Source organism: Campylobacter troglodytis (assembly GCF_006864425.1).
In the GTDB taxonomy this organism is placed as follows: domain Bacteria; phylum Campylobacterota; class Campylobacteria; order Campylobacterales; family Campylobacteraceae; genus Campylobacter_D; species Campylobacter_D troglodytis.
Window position 1 is genome coordinate 1 of the sequence record NZ_QHLI01000052.1, and the last position, 20,528, is coordinate 20,528.

The following is a 20,528-nucleotide window of genomic DNA, read 5'->3' on the forward strand; positions in this document are numbered from 1 at the left end:
GTGCTACGCACTCGTAACTTTGCAAGAAGGAGCAAAGTTATAGAGTAAGACACAGGGAAAATGAGTTTGCAAAAGGCACAAATCACATAAATGCAATTGTAAATTTCTGAGGATATGCCAAGCATAGATTAAGCAAGTTTAAAGGCATTAAAAAAGAAAATTTTATACTTCATTTAAAAGAAACAGAATTAAGACGAAAATTTTAAGGCAATATTCTCATCAAAATTTATTAAAGTTAATAAGCCAAAATCCGCTTAAGTTGTCTTGAGCCAAATTTAAATATTTTTAGCTTGAATTCTCACCCTTTTGCAAAAAGTGTTGAATTTTAAAATTCATTAAATCGTTTATTTGAAAAAGAGGACTTGGTAGCTTGTAAGCCAAAGCAAAAGGTTTGTTTTTTCTAAAAAAGATACTTTGTCAAAGACACTAAGATTTAAAATACTTCACAAAAAGTCTTGTTATGACAAAGATTTTTAAGATATTTTGTTATCGCAAAGATAAACAAATAAGGCTTTTTTTTAAAAAAGCCAAAAAATTCATTAAATTCAAGTTTTAAATTTACAGATCGAGTTGGCAAACTCTTTGAATTTAAGCCTTTATAAAATCAAGCATTCATTTTGAGCTTGACAAAGGGTTTACCAAAAGATTTAAGTTAATTTTAAGGCTCAATTAAACTTAATAGGATTTCTTCTTATCAATTTTAATAAAATTTGATAAGAATTTTGTCCTAAATTTTGTGTCTTAATTTCTTTTAAATGAAGGACAAAATTTTCTTGTTTTATACCACTAAATTTGGCTAAGCTAAACTTTGTAAAGACCTAGAAATTCACAATTTCATTTATGTAGTTTCGCCCCTTTGCAAACTTTTGTGCACTATGTTTTGCAAAACCTTGTGCCTTTGCTTCTTCTTGCAAAGTTGTGGGCAAAGCGACACAAAAAATCAACCAAGCCATCATAAGCTTTGAAGCTGTCGCTGTAAATTTCACTTTCTTTAAGCTTTGCAAAATCCCTTATGATAGGCAGTAACTCTTTGGCAGAGCAAGTGTTTGACGACCTGCGTATAAACTCGTGCGATTGCATTTTAGCATTCCAAACACAGGCGTCTTTTTGCCAGCTCCATGTCCACGCTTACCACGCACACGCTTTGCACCTTTTGCTTACAGTTACGAGTGCGTACACGAAGTAAAACATAGATGCCTTTTTACCAGCCACACGCCCCTTTTTTTTCACGCACACCACTGAAATAACTTTTACTCTCTTTTTAATCACAGCTCATTTTCCAAAGAAAGCTCGTTTTGCTGATTTTTCGCACTCCTTAAGGGTTAAAATGCGAATTTCTTTGAAAATTTTACACAAATTTTGATGAGGAATTCGACAAAAGAGTCTTTTCGCCTTTAAATCGAGGGCTTCTTGCAAAGTGAGGGGCACAGGCTAAGTAAAAAATAAGGCAAAACTTCCCTTAAATTTGGCAAAATTTGGAAACGGATTTTTGTTTTTTCATAGAACTTAGTTTTAAAACCCTTTGATTTAAGTTTAATTGAGTCAAATTTAAAACTACTTATATCTATCAAAAAGTCTGCTATGTCTTGTAACCATAAAGCTTTGCTCAAAAAAGATAAGCAAGGTTACAGAAACTCCCACAGCCAAAGCCAAGGTAACTGAGAGGGTGGTGAAAAAATAGTCAAAAAACTCCACCAAATAACGAGTTTTTGCCCCTATCTCATCGGCATTTATGAAGTTAAAGAGATAAAGTATAGCCCTATAAGCATAAATTCCAGGAATCATAGGTAGCAAGGCTGGAAAGGCTATGATCTCAGCTGGGGTCTTGGCAAGCTTAGCACAAAACATACCCAAGCAGCCCACCAAAAAGGCAGCCAAAAAGCTAGCAAGTGCCAAATTTTCAAAGTTAAAAAATTCAAGCAAAATAAAGCGAAAGCCGTGTCCTACTGCTGCTATAAGGGCTGAGAGAAATAAAATTCTAGTAGGGGGATTAGAAGCATAGGCAAAGCCAAGGCTTACAAGGGCTGCTAGGAGCATATCCCAAAGGACAAGTTCTATCATTGAAGCAACCTAAAATCAGACAGGGTCAAGGTAATGTAAATGCCAATGGCAACGCAGCTTACTAGGATCACAACGCTAATTATACGGCTAAGTCCCATTTGAATGTAGTTTTTAAGTATGTCAATAACAGAGTTTATAAAAAAAACGCTAGGAGTCAGATATAAAACGCTTGATCCAAGTGCTACCTCAGCCGTTTGAGTAAGTTCTAATTTAACCCCCACAAAGGCAAGATAAGAAGAAATAAAGGCACAAACAATATAAATAATACGCATATCAAGCTTAAAGCGAACAAAAAGCGTCTTTAAACTAGTACCAACAAGCCCAGCTACAAAGACTATAAGCACAGTGCCAAGATCCCCTCCAAAAAGCCTTGAAAAGCTCGCATTTGCTATGCTTTGTAAGATTATATACATATAAAAGGGATGTTTTTTTTGGGATCTAAGCTTGTTAAAGCACCTTTTTGCCACCCTTAAATCGCGTATATGATCATATATGGACCAGCTTAAACTGCTTAGACTTGAAATGAGGCGAAAATCCACACGAGAGTGCTCATTATCCACTATGTAGGTTCTTGACTTAGAATAATCATCAGGATCGACTATGTTGATGATGGTGTGATTAAAGGAAAAATTAAGGCTTAGCTCGTAGCCAAAGCTTTGTGCTATACGTTTTGCACAACGACTCACCCTTGAGCTGTAAGTTCCTATGCTAACCATAGTAGAAACATAATCAACGACAAAATTACTTAATTCTTGAATCTCTGGCTTTTGCATAATCTTACCTTTGCTTTACATTATAACACAATAAAGCATTATTAAGGCTAAATTTAGCTAAATTTTATGAGCTTTTAACTCTTAATCAAAATGCTTAAATAGTCAAGCTTTAAAAGGATCTTAGCTAAGCTATTTTATGAGTTAAGAAAATTTATCAAAATTAATTTGAAACGATAAAGAATAATTTTAAAGTCGTGTGAATTTTTAAGTGTATCTAAAAATGAAGGATAGTAAATTTAAAGCAAAAATTATGTTTTTTAAAATTTCTTGTAAAAAAGAGCTTAAAGAAAAGTCTAAGGAGTTGAATTTTTACAAAAAAGTGTATTTATGACTCAATTAAACTTAAATCAAATTTTATTAAACTTGATAAGAGAAAATCCTATGAAGCTTAATTGATCCTTATATATAAACTCTTTTAAAAAAAGATAAGCTTTGTGTTTCAATTAATTGTATTAAAAAAACTTAGTTTGTAAAATACCACGGCTTCCTCTAACAAAAACCTTGTCTTTAAATTCTTTACTTAAAATGATAAATCTTGCATTTTAAATTCAACACCTTTAAAAGCAACAATGATACAATAAAAATTCTATGCTTAATTTAAATTCCACAAAAGGAGCTTTAAGTTATGATGTAGGCTATGAAAAATGAATATATAGTTTGTGCCAGAATTTAGCCAAATGTAAGATAAAATTTGAAGTATTTTTTGCTTCGCGATCTTGCAACTGCGTAGTAGAAGTTTGTTAAATTTAGACTTGCTAAATTGAGGGGTATTAAAAGAGCAAATTTTATCCCTCATTTAAAAGAAGGCTCAAGACAATTGAAGCGCTTGATTTCTTATCATTTTTAGCAAGATTTTATACAAATCTTGACCTTGAATTTTCGTCTTAACTCTGTTTCTTTTAAATGAAGCATAAAATCTTCCTTTTTGCTTCCTTTAAATTTAGCTAAGCTATGTTTAGTAAAACCTCAGAAGTTCACAATTGCATTTATGTGATTCTTAGCTAAGCTAAACTCATTTTTTGAGTGTTTTACTCTAAATGTTCTTTATCACCGAAATCTACAAGTTAATCATAAGCTTTCCAAGTATCACTATAAATTATGCTAGATTCTAATTCTGCAAAGCCTGATAAAATTGGCAAAAGCTCGCTACTAGAACAATTCTTTACTACTTGAGTATAAACGCTAGCCTAGCGTTTTAACATACCTTCTTGCAAAGTTGCGAGTGTAACGAAGCAAAAAATACTTTACAATTTCTTTAAATTTAGCATCTGAAATTTTGAAACGATTGATATACTTGTTTTTCATCGCTGTAATCATAACTTGAAGCTCCTTTCTTAGAGCTTAAGTTGTCTTGAGCCTAAAAGAAATAAAATTAAGACGAAAATTTTGGGACAAAATTCTCAAATTTATTAAAATTGATAAGTCAAAATCCGCTTAAGTTGTCTTGAGTCAAAAGATTTTGTTTGTCAAATAAACTATGGCTTTCGCTAAGAAAAACCTTGTTTTTAAATTCTTTACTTAAAATGATAAATCTTACATTTTAAATTCAACACTCTTAAAGGTGCAATATGCACAATAAAAATTCCATCAAAAACCGCCCACATAAAACCGTAGCATTTTTAAATTTAGCTTAAATCACTTAGTAAAATTTCTCTAAAATCTCATAGGCTGTGTTTCTTTTAGCAGGTCTTTCTCCAAGGGATAAAATTAGTCTTATCATCTCATCTTGATTCATCTTATAGCTAGCACCTGCTGCACTTACGACATTTTCTTCCATCATAGTACTTCCTAAATCATTTGCTCCAAATTTAAGGGCTAGCTGTCCTATTAGTGAGCCTTGAGTTACCCAAGAACTTTGCAAATTTTTGAAATTATCAAGATAAAGCCTTGCAAGTGCAAGTAGTCTTAAATAGCGATTTGAGCTTTGTTTTTTAATCTCAGGGTGTTTTATTTTAAGCTTGGTATTTGCACTTTGAAAGCTCCACAAGATAAAGGCTCTAAAGCCTCCTGTTTCATCTTGTAAGTTTCTTAGATGATCAAAATGATCTATGATCTCCTCATCATTTTCAACAGTGCCAAACATCATAGTAGCTGTGCTCTTCATACCTATTTTGTGAGCTTCTCTATGCACTTCAAGCCAGGTTTTTGTGTCGCATTTATTTGGTGCTATCTCATCCCTAACCCTATCGCTTAGAATTTCAGCTCCTGCTCCTGGTATGGAAAAAAGTCCCTTTGCTTGAAGTCTTTGCAAGACCTCTTTTAAAGAAAGCTTTGAAATTTTTGCTATGTAGGCTATCTCAACAGCAGAAAAGCCGTGTATGGTGATCTTTGGGTAATTATGACTTATCCAAGATAAAAGCTCTTCGTACCATTCTATTTTTAGCTTGGGATTTACCCCTCCTTGAAAGAGAATTTGGGTACCACCTATGGCTTCTAGCTCCTCTATCTTTTTGCCTATGCTTTCAAAGGGCAGGGTGTAGGCATCCTTGTCCTTGCCGTGTCTATAAAAGGCACAAAAATCACAGTCTATGCAGCAAACATTTGTGTAATTTATATTTCTATCTACAACAAAGGTTGTAATCTTTTCAGGATGCATTTGTAATTTCTTCTCATAAGCCATCTCGCCAAGCTCATATAAATTGGCATTTTGAAGCAAATTCAAGGCTTCTTTTTTATTTAATCTACCTTTCATCTTTCATCCTTTTAAATTAATATTATATTTTTTAAGGGCTATTTTTAAAAAAGTGTTGATTTGTCATTTTGAGCTTACGGACTAAGAATCTATTAAATTCAAGGTATTTCTCCATAAATTCGTGGATTATTCGCTACGATCAGAATGACAAATATGGTATTTTATCTAAAATCAATAGTTTTTTAAAATATAGCCTTTTTAAAAAAGCATCAATTAAGCTTTTTGAGTCCTTTGTGGCAAAGAATTCACAAATTTTCTTGTGTGAATTTTCATATTTTTGTGAATTTTTCATCAAAAATGCCTAAATTTTCAAAATAATCTGTAACAATTTAATACCACAAAAAACCCTTAAATTATAGCCAAAAAAAGCTAAAATTTAGGGTTTGTGTGAAAATATAAGCAAATTAAAGCTTCATTTTAGAACAAAATGTTTAAGCACAAGAGTTTAAAAAAGTTTATTTTTAAAAAGTATAAAGTTATTAAAAGCTTAATTAAGCCTTATTTGTCAGCCTTTCTTTAATTATAACTTGCTCAAAATCCCTAAAATAAAAGGCATTGATACCATTGTCATAGGCATAATCAAGCCTCATTTTGTGAGCTTCTAAGATGGTATTTACTATATATAATCCAAGCCCAAAGCTATCCTTTTGTTTGCCTCCTTGTGTAAAGGCTTGAGTGTAGTATTCTAGGCTTTTTTCTAATTCCTTGCCCTTGTTTTCAAAGCATATGTAGCCAGAGGATACATAAATTTGCATAAAGCCATCTTCTGAGTGTTTAAGTGCGTTATCTATCATATTTTTAATGGCAGTTGTAAAAAGCTTAAAATCAACATTCACAAAAAAGCCCTCTTCCATACAAACCTTAATCCTACTATCATCATTCATAGCAATTTCCTTTGCCTCATCAAGTATGTCTAGGATATTGTATTTTTTGCGGTTTATAAAGGCTGAGCCTGAGCTTATTTGCTCTATGGCTGCAAATTCATTGATTAGCATTTCAAGTCTAGTGAAGGTATTGACAAGTCTTTCTTTGTATTTGTTATTTTCTTCTATCATTTCAAGGGTGATTAATCCCTTTGTGATGGGAGTTTTAAGCTCGTGCATTATGTTTCTTATGAAGAACTGACGCGATTGATTTAGCTTTTTGATCTGAGTAATTGCCTTGTAAAAGGCATTTGCCACCTGTGAAATCTCATCCTTTCCACCCCTTAATTCTTTAATATCATCAAGTTTGTTTTGGGCAAATTTATCAATCTCTTTTTTTAATGCTGTAAGTGGTTTTAGCTTTTTAATGATAAAAATATAAAGCAAGATATAAAGAAAGATTATGCTGAGGGCTAGAATTTTGATATTAAGATAACGGTAGCTTTCATAATCTTGATCTATATAAAGATATAATCTTCCATTATGAACGATTTTAAGATAATTTTCCTTTTGATAAGATATGATCTCAATCAAACCAGCATTGGTAATTGCTTTTGCTAGTGATTCTCCTCTAAAAATGACCTGTCTTATTTGACTTGGCCTTGTAACAAGGGGCATTTTGTAGTTTTTAACCTGCTGATCAAACTCCTCCTCATTAATAACCCCATTAAGATACAAAAGCCTTGCATTGGCTATTAAAGAATACTTTGAATTTAACTCATTTGTGTAGTTTTGCTGATCATATTCTATAAGCCACAAAAAGGCTAGGATAGCACTTATGATGGCAAAAACGAAGATAAAGGTTATGGTAAAAAATATAGATGACTTCGTCATTGAGTAAGCTTATAGCCTATGCCTCGTATGGAGTGTATGTATTTTGGTGTCTTAGGATCATCTCCCATTTTTTGTCTGATCCGGCTTATTATGACATCTATGCTTTTGTTTGAGCTATCCTCGCTAATGCTAGTGCAGTTATACACAAGCTCCTCTCGGCTTACAACCCCACCTTCTTTTTTAATGAGATAGCTTAAAATGTCAAATTCAGCATTAGTTAATGCAATTTCTTTGCCCTTCATCGTAATGATGTGTTTATACTGATCATAAACTAGATCCTTAACCGTCTCAGCAAGGGCTTTTTTGGTGGTGTTTATGCGACGTAAATGGCTCTTAATGCGAGCTTGTAATTCTTTTGGATTATAAGGCTTTGGCAGATAATCATCAGCTCCAAGTTCTAGCGCATTTACCTTGTCTGTAATGTCACTTCTAGCACTTGAAATGATGATGGGTATGTCGTATTTTTTGCGAATTTCCTCACAAACCTCAAGCCCATCAAGACCTGGCAAGGATAGATCCAAAATGATGAGCTGATATTCTTTAAGAGCAAGTTTGGAAAGTCCTATATAGGGTTCGTGGGCTATTTCCACCTTCATTTCAAATTTTTCTAGGTACTCAGCGATGATCTCAGCAAGTTCTAAATCATCTTCTATCATCAAAATATTGACCATAATTCTTCCTTAGAAACTCTTTTGCTAAAAGGATTAATACTTTTAGCCTAAAATTTTATATGATTTTTACTAATCAAGCTTAACAAAACTTTATATAACTTTGCATTTTTAATTTTGATCTTAGATCAAAATTCAGTTTATTTCAAATGAAGGCAAAAAATTCATCTGCCAAAACCACTAAGCTAGCCTTTGTAAATTTCTACTACTCAGTTACAAGAACACAAGGTAAAAAAATTCACAGTCTCATTTATGTGCCTTTGTGAATTTATTTATGTCTTAGCTTATAGTGCCTTTGTTTCTTTTTGTAAAGTAACAACTGAGCAACATAAAGTCAAAGCACAGGCATTTTTACCAGCCTATTGCCCATGCTTAAAACGCACTCTTTTAGCCACTCTTGCTTACAGTTGCGAGTGTAAGCAAAAAACTTTCATCAACTTCAATCTCGCTTCTTTTTAGAGCTTTTTCGCATTTTGAGCTTATTCAAACCTTGTTGCACCTTTCACACAAGGGCATACACAATCTTTTAGCATAAAGACCTACGCAAAAGGTCGATTTTGATTTATAAAGAACGGCACAAAAACACTCTAAGAATTTTTAAAATTTTCTTTAAAAAATGCAAAGCAAAATATATACTCAGATCTATTTACCAAGCTTTTAGAATTCATTGTATTGGCCAAAAGCACAACTATCAAACAAATATAAGAAAAATTTTCCACAAAAAATTCACAAGCAAGCTATCTTAACACCAAAAGCTGGGCGTATCCGTTTCTATATACCCAAATTTTTATAAAGCTTTTTGATCTATTTTGCTTTAAAATTTCACTAAGCTGAGAGAGGCTTTTTATTTCTATTTGTTCTACACCTATGATAAGATCATTTTGTTTAAAGCCTATTTGTTCGCCCTTTGAGCCAGCTTTTACAGCACTAACCAAGACCCCATTTATGTTGTTTGGCAATCTACTTCTTGTATTTTTATCTAGATCTTTAAGTTCTAAACCGTCTATAAGTCCAGCATCGCTAAGGCTTTGAGTGTCGCCTTTTAGGGTAAAGCTTACACTTTTTGTGGCACCGTCTCTTTCAAAGATAAGCACTATCTTAGTTCCCGGCTCTAAGGTGCCTATGTAATTTTTTAGATCAGAAGCAGATTTTATATTTTTATCATTTACCTTTAATATAAGATCCCCTCTTTTAATGCCCTCCATCTCAGCAGATGAGCCCTTTTCTACCCCTGTAACCAAGGCTCCTTCTGAATTTTTATAAGCCTTTTTTGCATCTGTTTGAAGATCTGTTATATTAACTCCTAAGAATCCTCTTTCTATCTTGCCCTTTTCCACAAGCCTTTTGGCTATATCCTTTGCCATATTTGAAGGTATGGCAAAGCCTATGCCGTTGTTGCCTCCGCTTCTACTTAAAATGGCTGTGTTTATGCCAACTAGCACCCCTCTGCTATCTACTAAGGCTCCTCCTGAATTTCCAGGATTTATAGAGGCATCTGTTTGTATGAAATTTTCGTATTGATTTAAGCCTATATTATTTTTATTTAAGGCTGAAATAATCCCACTTGTTACGCTAAGTCCAACCCCAAAGGGATTTCCTATGGCAAAGACTATGTCTCCTTCCATAAGCTCATCTGAATTTGCAAAGCTTGCTGCTGTGAGATTTTTTGCCTCTATTTTAATGACAGCTAGATCTGTCTTTGGATCAGCTCCTATAATCTTTGCCTTGTATTCTGTGTTATCGTCTATTAAATTTATGCTTATGCTATCTGTGTCTTCTATTACATGATTATTTGTTAAAATATAGCCATCATCTGAGATTATAACCCCAGAGCCTAAGGATCTAACAACTTGCTTGCCCCCACCAGGCTGTCTATCTCCAAAAAAATGCCTAAAATAGGGATCATTAAAAAAGTCATCAAAGGGGGTAGCACTTCTTGTTACTGTCTTAGAAGTAGAGATATTTACCACAGACTTTCTAACATCCTTTAATGCCTCAGCATAAGAAAGAATGGTATTTTTATTTAAACTAGCATCTGTTCTGCTTGTAGCCAAAGGGGCTTCTTTTATGCTAATATTAGCAGCTATAACAAAGCTTGCTAACAAACTTAGATAAAGTATTTTTTTCATTATTTCTCCTTTTTTTAAACTCTGAGGTGATAAGATCTTTAATAAAATTCACAAGACTGCTTGAATTTTTAGCTTTAAAAAATTCTTAATACCTTTGAAAAAGATAGAACTTTAACTTAGCTTGTCGTTTTTAAAAAAAATCTTTTTATAGCTTGGCTAAAACTTCTTTCTTAAATAAACTTTTCTAACCAAGCTAGTCTTTTTTAAAGCTCAATCTTCTAGCTAGGCTTGACAAAGAAGCCTCGTTTGTCGTAGCGATTATATCTTGCAAAAGAAGCTTTGCTTTGCCAAAAACTAGTTTGTATATTAAGCTAAGATTAAAACAAGGCTATTTTTTCAAAGTCTTAAAAATTTAAAACAAGCTTTGTGTTTATAGGGCTTGAATTTATAGCTTAATGTCCAAAAGCCTTTTGTTAAGTGTAGTTTGATATTCTTACTGCAGTGTTAATGTAGGGTTTCTAAATGGTAAATAAGGCTTAAAACCTGCTTTAAAGCAGGTTTTTTAGAGTTTTTTCATAAGCTCGTTCATTTTAACTATCTCAGCTTCTTGGGCTGAAATTATATCATTAGCTATCTTGCGAACTGTTTCATCCTTTGTGTAATCAAGCACTATCTTGCTTGCATTCACAGCTCCTTGATGATGAGTTATCATTGCTGTTAGAAAATCCTTTGACACATCTCCACTTTCTTGTGCTCCCATATCCTTCATCATCTTATGCATAGAGTGGCGACTTTTCTTTATAAAGTCCTTGTAATCATCCTCGCTTAGCTGGGTGCTTGTGAGTTTGTTTTCACTAAGTAAGGAGTTTAACTCTTTTATTTCTTCTTCTTGCACTGCTATGATATTTTGCAAAAGCATTTCAAGTTCTTCATTGCCTTTTGCGTGAGGTATAGTTAGCTTGGCAGCATCAATTGCTCCTTGATGATGAGGTATCATATCTGTTATGAAGTCTATCTCAGCACTCTTTGAACGAGAGGGCTTTTGCTTCATCATAGGAGCGTGCATAGCACTTAGCATCTTACCTGATTCTGTATCGCTGAATTTAGAATGCTTGCTGTGGTTGCCTTCTTTGCAGTTGCACTGATGTTTGGTGGCATTTTTATCGCCGTGATGATGCTTATGATGCCTTGTTTTGCCTTCTTCTTCGTGGTGATGCATATTGCCATCAGCTGCATGATCATGCTCTGTCATAGCATCTTCGCTCTGAGCTGTGCTTTCTTGCTGCATAGCCTCCTTGTTTGCACTGTCCTTGCAAGCACTAAAAGCCAAGCAAAGGCAAGTTGTTGCGACAAAAAGAATATTTTTTTTCATTCTTTTTCCTTTCTGTTTTGATAATGTTTTTTGTTAAAACTATAAATTATAACCAAAATTTTTAAACAAATTAGCTCTTAGAATTTTTATTTAACTATTTTATAAAAACCTTCAATTTTATCCTTTTAAGCCTAGAAAAATTTTTTAAAAAAAGAGAACTTTTAGCTTTATATTCTAGGCTTTATCATAGTTTGAATTTAAGATAAGCTAGACTATATTTTAAAAAAAACTATTGATTTTAGATAAAGGATAATATTTGTCATTTCGACCATGATCGTAGCGAAGGGGAAGGATCCACGAATTTATGGAGAAATACCTTGAATTTATGGCTTCTTTGCCCCTAGGCTAAGAATTACAACTCAGCACTTTTTTGAAAAAAAGCCATCAACTATAATCTACATAAGAATTTTAATAATGCCAAAACATAAGCTTCGGCGTTAAATTTATCTTTGTGTCTTTTGCGATAAAATGTGAATGATAAGCTTGAATTTTTTAAAAAATAGCTAAACTTTTGATAAAAACTGTTTAAATTTAGCCAAGATAAAAAGATTTTTTGTGATGTCTTATGAATTTAGCCTTACAATGTCTTTGGCAGACTTTTAAATTCACACAAAAACCCTAGAAGCTTTAAATTTTTTTGCTTTGTTAAAAAGTTTTCTAAGCCTATCTTAGAAATATTTTGTGCTAAAAATTTAGAAAATTCACAGTATTTTGTGAATTTTTATAAGTTTTTGTGTGATATTTTGTTATGAAAGGGCTTACAAGTTTTTGTTGTGCTGTGCAAAAATGTCAATATTTTGTTCATTTTGAAATTTCACAGCCTTTAACAGTTTTAACATTTTTGATAAAAAAGCTTTGTAAAATGAAGTCAGTTTAAATTCAAGCCAAGGTTAGAAAATTTAGCTAAAAGAGGCTTTATTCTAAGATCTCATCAAAAAAAAGCTGCTCATTTTCTTTTAAGCCTAAGGAGCGAAGATAGTTTATATTTTCTTCTTTCTTAGAGGCTATGGCAAAATCAAGCGCATTAAAGCCTAGATCATCAACAGCATTGATATTTGCCTTGTTTTCAACTAGCAATTTTAGCATTTCTACATCAGCGTAGCTAGCAGCGTGCATAAAAACGGTTTTAGAGGTATGCTCCAAGGCACAAAGGGTTATGTAATAGGGGGCATTGAGTTTTCCTATGAGGGCTAGTTTTTCATTGTTGCTTATGTATTTTGCGTTGACATTTGCCTTGTTTTCAAGCAAGAGCCTTACTATATCTTTGCGGTTAAACTCCACAGCATAAAAAAGAGCACTCTTGCCAAAGGAATTTGGCTGTTCTACATTTACCTTTTGAGAGAGTAAAAATTTAACATTATCATAGCTTTCAAGTGCAAAAAACAAGGCATTTTCATAGCCCTCATTGATCTTAGCTCCAAATTTAATAAGCTCAAAGATTATATCCTTGTTTCTTTCTGTAAGTAGTGCAGCTTGCAAGGCTAGATTAAGTTCAAGCTCGGTTGGATTTTGAGTGTATATATAGGCTTGAATTTGTGATAGATCATTAGTCTTGTTTATGATAAAACTAGCAAAATGAGATATATCCTTAAAGATTCTAGTCTCACCAACAGCTCTGTTTAAAAACTCATTTAAAGCACTTTGGCTGTAATTAAGGGCTAACCTAGCACTAAGCTTGTGATTTTTAATGAAAAATTCACTCAAAGCATTCAAAGCACTTTCATACTCTTGCCAAAAATCTCTATAAAGTCTAAAATTTCCTATGCTTTGATAGCCCCAGTATCTAAAATAAGCCCTTAAAGCCTCATAATCCTTACTTTTGCTTTGTTCTATGTAGGCTTTTGGATTGAAGGGTATTTTGGCTAAGAGAAGATTAAAGGAGTTTAACTCATCATAATAATAAATTCCACCGCAAGCTCCGTTATTTCCACGAATTTCATTTGCTATTCTATAAAGCTTCTTGGTAAAGCTTTGATTTTGTAAGGAAAGCTCACAGCTACTGAGGCTTTGAAGCTCTTCTTTTGTAATCTTATCAAAACTAAATTTTTGTGTAAAAAGCTCAGCCTTGTTCTTTGCTAAGAATTCACAGTCCTTTGTTGCAGCAAGGGACACAACAAAGGAAAAAAAGATACAAACAAAGATCTTCAAAACAAACCTTTAAATTTAAAAGCCACCTCGCTTAATACTCAAGCTCAAAATCTTTAATCTCATTAAAATTAAGATACTTGTATATATTAGCCTTGTGAGCATCATCAAGCTTATCGCTTACTATTTCAAGATATTCTTTAAGGCTTGGCAAACGACCCAAAATGGCACAAACAGCAGCTAACTCGGCACTTCCTAGATAAACCTTTGCTCCCATTCCCATTCTATTGTCAAAATTTCTAGTTGAGGTAGAAAAAACAACGGCATTATCGGCAACCCTTGCTTGATTACCCATACATAAAGAACATCCAGGAACCTCTATCCTAGCACCTGCTGCGCCAAAGACACTGTAGTAGCCCTCTGCTGTTAGCTGAGCCTTATCCATCTTTGTTGGAGGCACTACCCAAAGTCTGGTTTTAAGCACACCCTTGCCTCTTAAAATTTCGCCCAAGGCTCTGTAATGTCCTATATTTGTCATACAAGAGCCTACAAAAACCTCGTCTATATTCTTAGGTCTTCTATCATCAGCAAGCACCTCGCTTAAAGTAGCAACATCATCAGGATCATTTGGGCAAGCTAAAATGGGCTCTTTAATGTCATTAAGATTTATATCAACCACATAGGCATAGTTTGCATCCTTGTCAGCCCTTAAAAGCTCTGGCTTTTCAAGCCAAGCACGCATCTTATCTGCCCTTCTTTCAAGGGTCTTTTTATCCTCATAATCAGCTTGAATCATAGCCTCAATGAGAGCTATGTTTGATCTGATATACTCGCTAACGCTTTCAATGCTTAGATCCACACTGCAAGCAGCAGCACTTCTTTCAGCACTTGCATCGCTTAGCTCAAAGGCTTGTTCTACCTTTAAATTTGGCAGACCCTCTATCTCTAAAATTTTGCCTGCAAAGATATTTTTTTTGTTTTTCTTTTCAACTGTGAGTTGTCCATCTTTTATAGCATAGTAGGGTATAGCATTTACTAAATCTCTTAGAGTTACTCCATCTTGAAGCTCTCCGTGAAAGCGGACAAGAACGCTTTCTGGCACATTTAAGGGCATAGAGCCTGTTACAGCAGCAAAGGCTACAAGCCCACTACCAGCAGGAAAGGAAATGCCTATGGGAAAACGTGTATGAGAATCTCCTCCTGTGCCAACAGTATCAGGTAAAACCAAACGGTTAAGCCAAGAGTGAATAACCCCATCGCCTGGCTTTAAAGATACACCGCCACGACTTGTCATAAAATGAGGCAGAGTTTTGTGAAGGCCAGCATCGCTTACCTTTGGATATGCTGCTGTGTGGCAAAAGCTTTGCATAACCATATCTGCATTAAATCCAAGAGAGGCCAATTCTTTAATCTCATCCCTTGTCATAGGACCTGTGGTATCTTGTGAGCCAACTGTGAGTGTCATAGGCTCTATATACATACCAGCACGAACCCCATCTGTGTTGCAAGCCTTTGCTAACATCTTTTGAGCTAGGGTATAGCCCCCACTTTGTCCCTCTGGCTGCTTGGGCTTGGCAAAGATGTTTTCAGGTTCTAAATTCAAAGCCTCTCTTGCCTTAGCACAAAGTCCTCGTCCTATTATAAGAGGAATTCTCCCTCCTGCTCTAACCTCATCAAGCAAGGTATTTGGTTTTAGTTCAAATTTAGTAACAACCTTGCCATCCTTTACTATCTCGCCCTTGTATGGATGAATTTCAAACTCATCGCCCATTTCAAGAGAGCTTACATCGCAAACTATAGGCAAAGCTCCGCTGTCTTGGGCTGTGTTGAAGAAGATAGGGGCTATGGTTGATCCTATGACTATGCCTCCTGTTCTTTTGTTTGGCACACCCTTTATGTCCTTTCCCATATGCCACTGTATTGAGTTGATTCCAGATTTACGACTTGATCCTGTGCCTACAACATCTCCTACATAGGCAAGTTCTCTGCCACTTTTTTTAAGCTCGGCTATCTTTTCAAGGCTACCTGGTTGGCGGTTTTTAAGCATAGCCTGAGCGTGTAAGGGTATATCGCTTCTTGTGAAGGCATCCCCTGCTGGGCTTAGATCATCTGTATTTGTCTCGCCTGCTACCTTAAATACCACGCATTTAATGACCTCGGGCAATTTTTCTCTTTCTAAGAACCACTCAGCATTTGCCCAGCTTTCAATGACAGACTTTGCATTTGCATTACTCTTTGAAAGTTCTAAAACAGTGTGAAAATCATCATGCACAAAGATGATATTTTTAAGCACAGCAGCTGCTTCTTTTGATATATCATCTTGTTTTAAGGCATCCACTAAGACCTTTACATTATAGCCTCCAAGCATAGTTTCAAGCATAGCTAGGGCTCGTTTTTTGTCTATGTTTGCACAGGAGATCTTGCCTTTTAAGATCTTGTCTAAAAATTCACACTTCACCAAGGCTGCATCATCAACCCCAGGACTTACTCTATTTTCAAGCAAGGAGGCTAGCTCTTCGCTGCTATTTTTTTGCAAAAGCTCACAAAGTTCTTGAGTTTGTTTTGCACTAAGAGGCAAGGCTGGGACATTCAAACTAGCCCTTTGAGCCTCTTCTTTTTTATAATCTTCCATAAATGACATTTTTACTCCTTTGTCCTTTTTTAAAAGTATTTTGTAATATAATTGTAACAAAAAAAGGCAAAGATAATGTTTAAAATTTATTATACTTGCGATTTTTCTTATATTTTGTTACAAAGTGATAGCAAGAAGCTTTTAAGTGCCAAATTTACACAGTTTAAGCAAGAAAATCATCCTTGTGAGCTATTAATTGAGGCTTGCAATCAGCTTGATTTGTATTTTAGTGGGAATTTGAAACAATTTGATCTGCCCTTGGCTATACTAGGAACTAGCTTTGAAAGAAGGGTTTATGAGGCTCTTTGTGAAATTCCTTACTCGCAAACAGTTAGCTACAAACAGTTAGCTGCAAGTATAGGGGCTAAAAATGCTGCTCGTGCTGTTGGTAGAGCAAATGCTAAAAATGCCCTGCCTATCTTTGTGCCCTGTCATAGGGTGGTTTCTAGTAAAGGGCTTGGAGGTTACAGCGCAGGGGCTGAGCTTTTTCATTACACAACGCAAGATTTTGAAAAAATTCAAGCTTTTAATAAAATTAGCAAAGCTGGTAAAAAAGGGGAGTTTATCAAGGATGAATTTATCAAGCCTTCTGTCAAAGAGCTGAAAAAACAAACTTTTAATAAACTAAAAACAAATCTTAAAGAATGCTTGAATTTAAACACAAAAGAGGCTGAATTTAAGCTAAAATTTAACTCCTCGCTTGACATAAAAAGATATTTACTAAGGCTTGAAGGAGTGAAACGAAACTACTTAGATTAGGCATTATAGCAAGATTTTAAGCTTATATTTAAAAAGCTTTGAAACATAAAACCTTTAAAGCTTTATTGTATAGCAAATTTTATTAATATTAATGATATTTTATTTCTTGCTTAAATTTAAACAGTTTTGCATATGAAATTTTTTAAGGCTATTTTTTAGTAGGCTCTTTTTCAAAAAAAGTGTTGATTTGTCATTCTTGGCCTATGTGCGAATAAGCCTTTAAATTCAAGGTATTTCTTTATAAATTCATAGATTCTTAGCATAGGCTTTCAATGACAAATATGATATTTTATCTAAAATAAATAGTTCTAAAATGGAGCCTAAATCTTTATAGCCTTGGCATAATTAGCATTTACGCTTAAAAGGCGATTTGAGCTTTGTTTGTGGATGAATTTTGCCTTTTTTTGTCGCCTTTTTTACCGCCACTTTTATCACCTTTTGTTATTGCCTGTGTAGTATTTTGTCGCTTTTTATCGCCATATTGACGCCCTTTTTGTCGCTTTTTTGCTGCCATGAAAAATGCTTGTAAAGCACTGAATTTAAGATATTTAAAAAGGGAAAAATGTTAAATTTAAGCAAAAATGAAACAAAAATAATGCTAGAATTTCAAATTCAAAAAACGAAACTCAAAAAGGAATAAAAGGAAAAAGCTGGTTTTGGTTGCTATTTTGGGGCTTGGTATGTTTGTGGTAGGCTGGGCGATTACTCAGACAGCAAAGACAAACGAGGTGTCAAGCACAGCCAAAAAAACGGACGAAATGTCAAGTAGTGCGACAGAGGCAGACAAAACGACAAAGGCAAACTTTGAAAATTTAAGCGATGAGCAGTTTAAGCAGTTTTCTCAATTATTTAATGATTGTTTAGACAATGAAAATGCCCTCTCTTGTCAAAGGCTTATTGATAGTGGTTTTTTGCCAAGTGCCGAGGAATGTAATGAAAGATTTTGCGATAATATAGGTGCTATTTATGAGGGAATAAAAGATTATCAGCAAGCTTTCAAATACTATAAAAAGGCTTGTGATTTAAATCCTAATGCTTGTCATAATGTAGGTGTTTCTTATGTCGAAGGAAAGGGTGTTAAGCAGGATTTTGTGAATGCTAGAAGGTATTTTGAAAAGGCGTGTAATGCAAATTTTGCTTGGGCTTGTAATAATTTGGGTGTCTTGTATGCGAATGGACAAGGCGTAAAACAAGATAAATCTACGGCTAAAAAATACCTTGGAAGGGCGTGTGATTTAGGACTTAAAATGGCTTGTGATAATTATAAAAGGCTCAATTAAACTTAACAGGATTTTCTATTATCAATTTTAGCAAATTTTGATGAGAATTTTGTCCTAAATTTTTCGTCTTAATTCTGGTTCTTTTAAGTGAAGGACAAAATTTTCTTTTTAGCCATGAAATTTGGCAAGTGTCAACTTTGTAAGGTCCCCAAAAGTTCACAATTTCGTTAATGTGGCTTCGCCCATTTGCAAACTCGTTTTTGTTATGTTTGACCCTGTAATGTGCCTTTGCACACAAATCCACCAAGCCATCGTAGGCTTTGAAGCTGTTGCTGTAAATTGTGGTGTTTGAGGCATCTGAAAAGTCCTAGGCAGTAGCTCTTTGGCAGAGCAATGTTTAACCACTTGTGTATAAACTCGTGCGATTGCATTTTAGCATTCCAAATATAGGTGTCTTTTTTCCAGCTCCACGCCCACGCTTGCCTCGCACTCTGCGAGCACCAAAGTAGCTCTCACCCTCTTCAATCTCACCACTCATCTTGGAGACTTTCTCGCATTCTTTAAGGGTTAAAATGCGAATTTATTTGAAAATTTTGCACAAACTTTGATGACGAATTTGACAAATTAGAGCGTTTTTTCGCCTCTAAATCAATTCTTGCAAAGTTACGAGCCGTAAGGCGAAGTAAAAAATACTTCAAAATTTCCCTAAATTATATCTGCGAAATTCGGGAACGGACTTTTGTTTTTCATAGGCGTTAACTTAAAAACCTTTCAATTTGGTTTAAGTTTAATTGAGCCTTATAAAAAACTTAACGAACAGGGCGTGAAGTAGGTTTTGAATTTTTGTTAAAAATTCACGGAATTTACACTAGAATTTACAAATTCATTTAAAAACAAAGCAAAATTTCAAGGGTTTGCTTTGAATTTTAATTTTTGCTAACGCAAAATACCCCCAACCTCTCCGCACGGCAGAGGGCATTATTGCGCACTTCGTGTGTTGTGGATACTTCGCTGTCGATTAGTATGACAAAATTAGGGTTTCGCTTGAAATTATATAGATTGCCAAGCCTTGACTTTGTCAAGTCTCGCAATGACGAATTGTTTGTCATTTTGAGACCTTAAGCGAAAAATCTCTTTTTTTGAGATACTTTTGCTTTGGCGTTTAGCCTTGCAATCCATTTTGTCGCTACGCTCAATATAACAAAAATTCAGGCAAAGCCTGAATTTTTTATGGATTTTACTTCGTGCTACGCACTCGTAACACATTTTTGCTACGCAAAAACCGCTTCGCTTGTGCCGCCACGCCTTGTTCTAGTCAAGGTTCGCAATGATTGCAAAGTGTAAATCTCTACGAAATTTTGTTTAAAATTCACGCAAAAACGCAAAATATCCACCCCCAAAACCCTCAGCAATGCAGATGGCTTTTCACGCTATTTAAAAGAGTAAATTTATAAATTGCCACACCAATTTTATCGGCTCACAATGATGGATTGTTTGTCATTTTGAGTTCTTAGGCAAAAAATCTTTTTTTTTAAAGGCTCAATTAAACTTAATAGGATTTTCTCTTATCAATTTTAATAAATTTTGATGAGAATTTTGTCTTAAAATTTTCGTCTTATTTCTGCTTCTTTTAAATGAAGGACAAATTTTTTTAGCCTTTAAATTTAGCAAGTGTCAACTTCGCAAACTTCTGCTTACATTTGCGAGTGTGTAAGAAGTAAAAAAGTTCACAATTTCGTTAATGTACTCGTGTCCTTTTGCGAATCAATTTCCGTGTTTTACCCTAATAATGTGCCTTTGTTTCTTCTTGCAAAGGGACGAGTGCATAGCACGAAGTAAAAAATCCACCAAGGCACCGTAGACTTTGAAGCTGTAGCTGTAATTTTTACCTTATTTAAGCTTTGCAAAGTCCTTTATAATCGGCAGCAACTCTTTAGCAGAGCAATGTTTGACGACCTGCGTATAAATGTTAGCCTAATGTTTTAGTATACCTTCTGCTTGCAGTTGCAAGACGCGTAGCACGAAGTAAAAACATAGGCGTTTTCTTGCCAGCCCCACGCCCACGCTTACCACGCAATCTTTTTGCCCCTTCTGCTCGCAGTTGCGAGTGTAACGAAGCAAAAAATAGGCTCAAGACAACTTAAGCTCAAATAAAAAAGCTTCAAGTTATGATTACAGCGATGAAAAATAAGTATATCAATCGTTTCAAAATTTCAGAGGCTAAATTTAAAGAATTGTAAAGTATTTTTTTGCTTCGCCTTGCGGCTTACAACTTTTGGGGAAGCCTTGATATTAAAGCCTCTAAAATTGCAAAATTAAGCAACAATTCTTGCCAAAGCATCAATAAAATAATCAAAAATATTAGAATTTTAACCCTTAAAGAATGTGAAAAAAATTCAAAAATGCAAGATTGAAATAGCTGAGAGTTATTTCGGTGGTG

17 protein-coding genes and 6 pseudogenes are annotated in these 20,528 nt (G+C 34.5%); 4 read left to right on the forward strand and 19 right to left on the reverse strand.

Translation table 11 applies throughout. The features are described 5' to 3' along the window. Positions 1–38: 38 nt before the first annotated feature. A pseudogene (locus DMC01_RS15285) lies at positions 39–268 on the forward strand (IS1595 family transposase); the annotation flags it as partial. Between the two features lie 397 nt (positions 269–665). On the opposite strand, the pseudogene DMC01_RS15290 reads toward DMC01_RS15285, so the two are convergent. The 13 genes and pseudogenes from DMC01_RS15290 to DMC01_RS09880 all read right to left on the reverse strand — a co-directional run. After that, positions 666–1,151, reverse strand: a pseudogene (locus DMC01_RS15290) (transposase); the annotation flags it as partial. Beyond that, positions 1,129–1,269, reverse strand: a complete 141-nt coding sequence (locus DMC01_RS15295; protein ID WP_246059175.1) for a hypothetical protein — start codon at positions 1,267–1,269, stop codon at positions 1,129–1,131. The pseudogene DMC01_RS15290 and the gene DMC01_RS15295, both read right to left, overlap by 23 nt. A gap of 285 nt (positions 1,270–1,554) precedes the next feature. After that, positions 1,555–2,061: a threonine/serine exporter family protein gene (locus tag DMC01_RS09835; RefSeq protein ID WP_142694054.1), complete on the reverse strand. Its 507-nt coding sequence runs from the start codon at positions 2,059–2,061 to the stop codon at positions 1,555–1,557. After that, positions 2,058–2,834, reverse strand: coding sequence for a threonine/serine exporter family protein (locus tag DMC01_RS09840; RefSeq protein ID WP_142694055.1), 777 nt, complete (start codon positions 2,832–2,834; stop codon positions 2,058–2,060). Before DMC01_RS09840 ends, DMC01_RS09835 begins: the two co-directional genes overlap by 4 nt. 808 nt (positions 2,835–3,642) lie before the next feature. Then, positions 3,643–4,039 (reverse strand): annotated as a pseudogene (locus DMC01_RS09845) (transposase); the annotation flags it as partial. Beyond that, a complete protein-coding gene (locus tag DMC01_RS16725) occupies positions 4,017–4,151 on the reverse strand; it encodes a hypothetical protein (RefSeq protein WP_427846117.1) in 135 nt (44 codons plus the stop codon). The pseudogene DMC01_RS09845 and the gene DMC01_RS16725, both read right to left, overlap by 23 nt. Before the next feature lie 322 nt (positions 4,152–4,473). Then, complete coding sequence (locus DMC01_RS09850) at positions 4,474–5,526, reverse strand: dehypoxanthine futalosine cyclase (RefSeq protein WP_142694056.1); 1,053 nt, start codon at positions 5,524–5,526, stop codon at positions 4,474–4,476. Positions 5,527–6,017: 491 nt separating this feature from the next. Continuing rightward, positions 6,018–7,283, reverse strand: coding sequence for an ArsS family sensor histidine kinase (locus tag DMC01_RS09855; protein ID WP_142694057.1), 1,266 nt, complete (start codon positions 7,281–7,283; stop codon positions 6,018–6,020). Further along, the gene (locus DMC01_RS09860; protein ID WP_142694058.1) at positions 7,280–7,954 is read right to left on the reverse strand and encodes a response regulator transcription factor; all 675 of its coding nucleotides are present in this window, start codon (positions 7,952–7,954) and stop codon (positions 7,280–7,282) included. Before DMC01_RS09860 ends, DMC01_RS09855 begins: the two co-directional genes overlap by 4 nt. A 734-nt stretch (positions 7,955–8,688) precedes the next feature. Beyond that, on the reverse strand, positions 8,689–10,080 hold the full coding sequence (locus DMC01_RS09865; RefSeq protein WP_142694059.1) for a DegQ family serine endoprotease: 1,392 nt from the start codon (positions 10,078–10,080) through the stop codon (positions 8,689–8,691). A gap of 502 nt (positions 10,081–10,582) precedes the next feature. Further along, positions 10,583–11,392, reverse strand: coding sequence for a DUF305 domain-containing protein (locus tag DMC01_RS09870; protein WP_142694060.1), 810 nt, complete (start codon positions 11,390–11,392; stop codon positions 10,583–10,585). 915 nt (positions 11,393–12,307) lie between these two features. After that, a complete protein-coding gene (locus DMC01_RS09875) occupies positions 12,308–13,534 on the reverse strand; it encodes an ankyrin repeat domain-containing protein (protein ID WP_142694065.1) in 1,227 nt (408 codons plus the stop codon). Between the two features lie 37 nt (positions 13,535–13,571). Next, positions 13,572–16,118 (reverse strand): bifunctional aconitate hydratase 2/2-methylisocitrate dehydratase, encoded by a 2,547-nt coding sequence (locus DMC01_RS09880; protein ID WP_142694061.1) that lies wholly within the window; start codon positions 16,116–16,118, stop codon positions 13,572–13,574. Between the two features lie 66 nt (positions 16,119–16,184). Between DMC01_RS09880 and DMC01_RS09885 the strand changes: the two genes are divergently transcribed. Further along, a complete protein-coding gene (locus DMC01_RS09885) occupies positions 16,185–16,868 on the forward strand; it encodes a methylated-DNA--[protein]-cysteine S-methyltransferase (protein ID WP_142694062.1) in 684 nt (227 codons plus the stop codon). 358 nt (positions 16,869–17,226) lie between these two features. On the opposite strand, the gene DMC01_RS13670 is transcribed toward DMC01_RS09885, so the two are convergent. Beyond that, positions 17,227–17,382, reverse strand: coding sequence for a hypothetical protein (locus DMC01_RS13670; protein ID WP_185908859.1), 156 nt, complete (start codon positions 17,380–17,382; stop codon positions 17,227–17,229). 142 nt (positions 17,383–17,524) lie between these two features. Between DMC01_RS13670 and DMC01_RS09890 the strand changes: the two genes are divergently transcribed. Next, on the forward strand, positions 17,525–18,148 hold the full coding sequence (locus tag DMC01_RS09890) for a tetratricopeptide repeat protein (RefSeq protein WP_142694063.1): 624 nt from the start codon (positions 17,525–17,527) through the stop codon (positions 18,146–18,148). A 111-nt stretch (positions 18,149–18,259) separates the two neighbouring features. Here DMC01_RS09890 and DMC01_RS16730 read toward each other — a convergent pair. From DMC01_RS16730 to DMC01_RS16015, 5 genes and pseudogenes are all read right to left on the reverse strand, one after another. Beyond that, a pseudogene (locus DMC01_RS16730) lies at positions 18,260–18,413 on the reverse strand (IS1595 family transposase); the annotation flags it as partial. Positions 18,414–18,486: 73 nt separating this feature from the next. Beyond that, positions 18,487–18,789: pseudogene (locus tag DMC01_RS16735) on the reverse strand (IS1595 family transposase); the annotation flags it as partial. 225 nt (positions 18,790–19,014) lie between these two features. Further along, positions 19,015–19,197, reverse strand: a complete 183-nt coding sequence (locus DMC01_RS09900; RefSeq protein ID WP_142694064.1) for a hypothetical protein — start codon at positions 19,195–19,197, stop codon at positions 19,015–19,017. A gap of 162 nt (positions 19,198–19,359) precedes the next feature. After that, the gene (locus DMC01_RS13675; protein WP_185908860.1) at positions 19,360–19,500 is read right to left on the reverse strand and encodes a hypothetical protein; all 141 of its coding nucleotides are present in this window, start codon (positions 19,498–19,500) and stop codon (positions 19,360–19,362) included. Positions 19,501–19,866: 366 nt separating this feature from the next. Further along, a complete protein-coding gene (locus DMC01_RS16015; protein ID WP_282432299.1) occupies positions 19,867–19,995 on the reverse strand; it encodes a hypothetical protein in 129 nt (42 codons plus the stop codon). Between the two features lie 261 nt (positions 19,996–20,256). Here DMC01_RS16015 and DMC01_RS15300 point away from each other — a divergent pair. After that, positions 20,257–20,528 (forward strand): annotated as a pseudogene (locus DMC01_RS15300) (hypothetical protein); the annotation flags it as partial.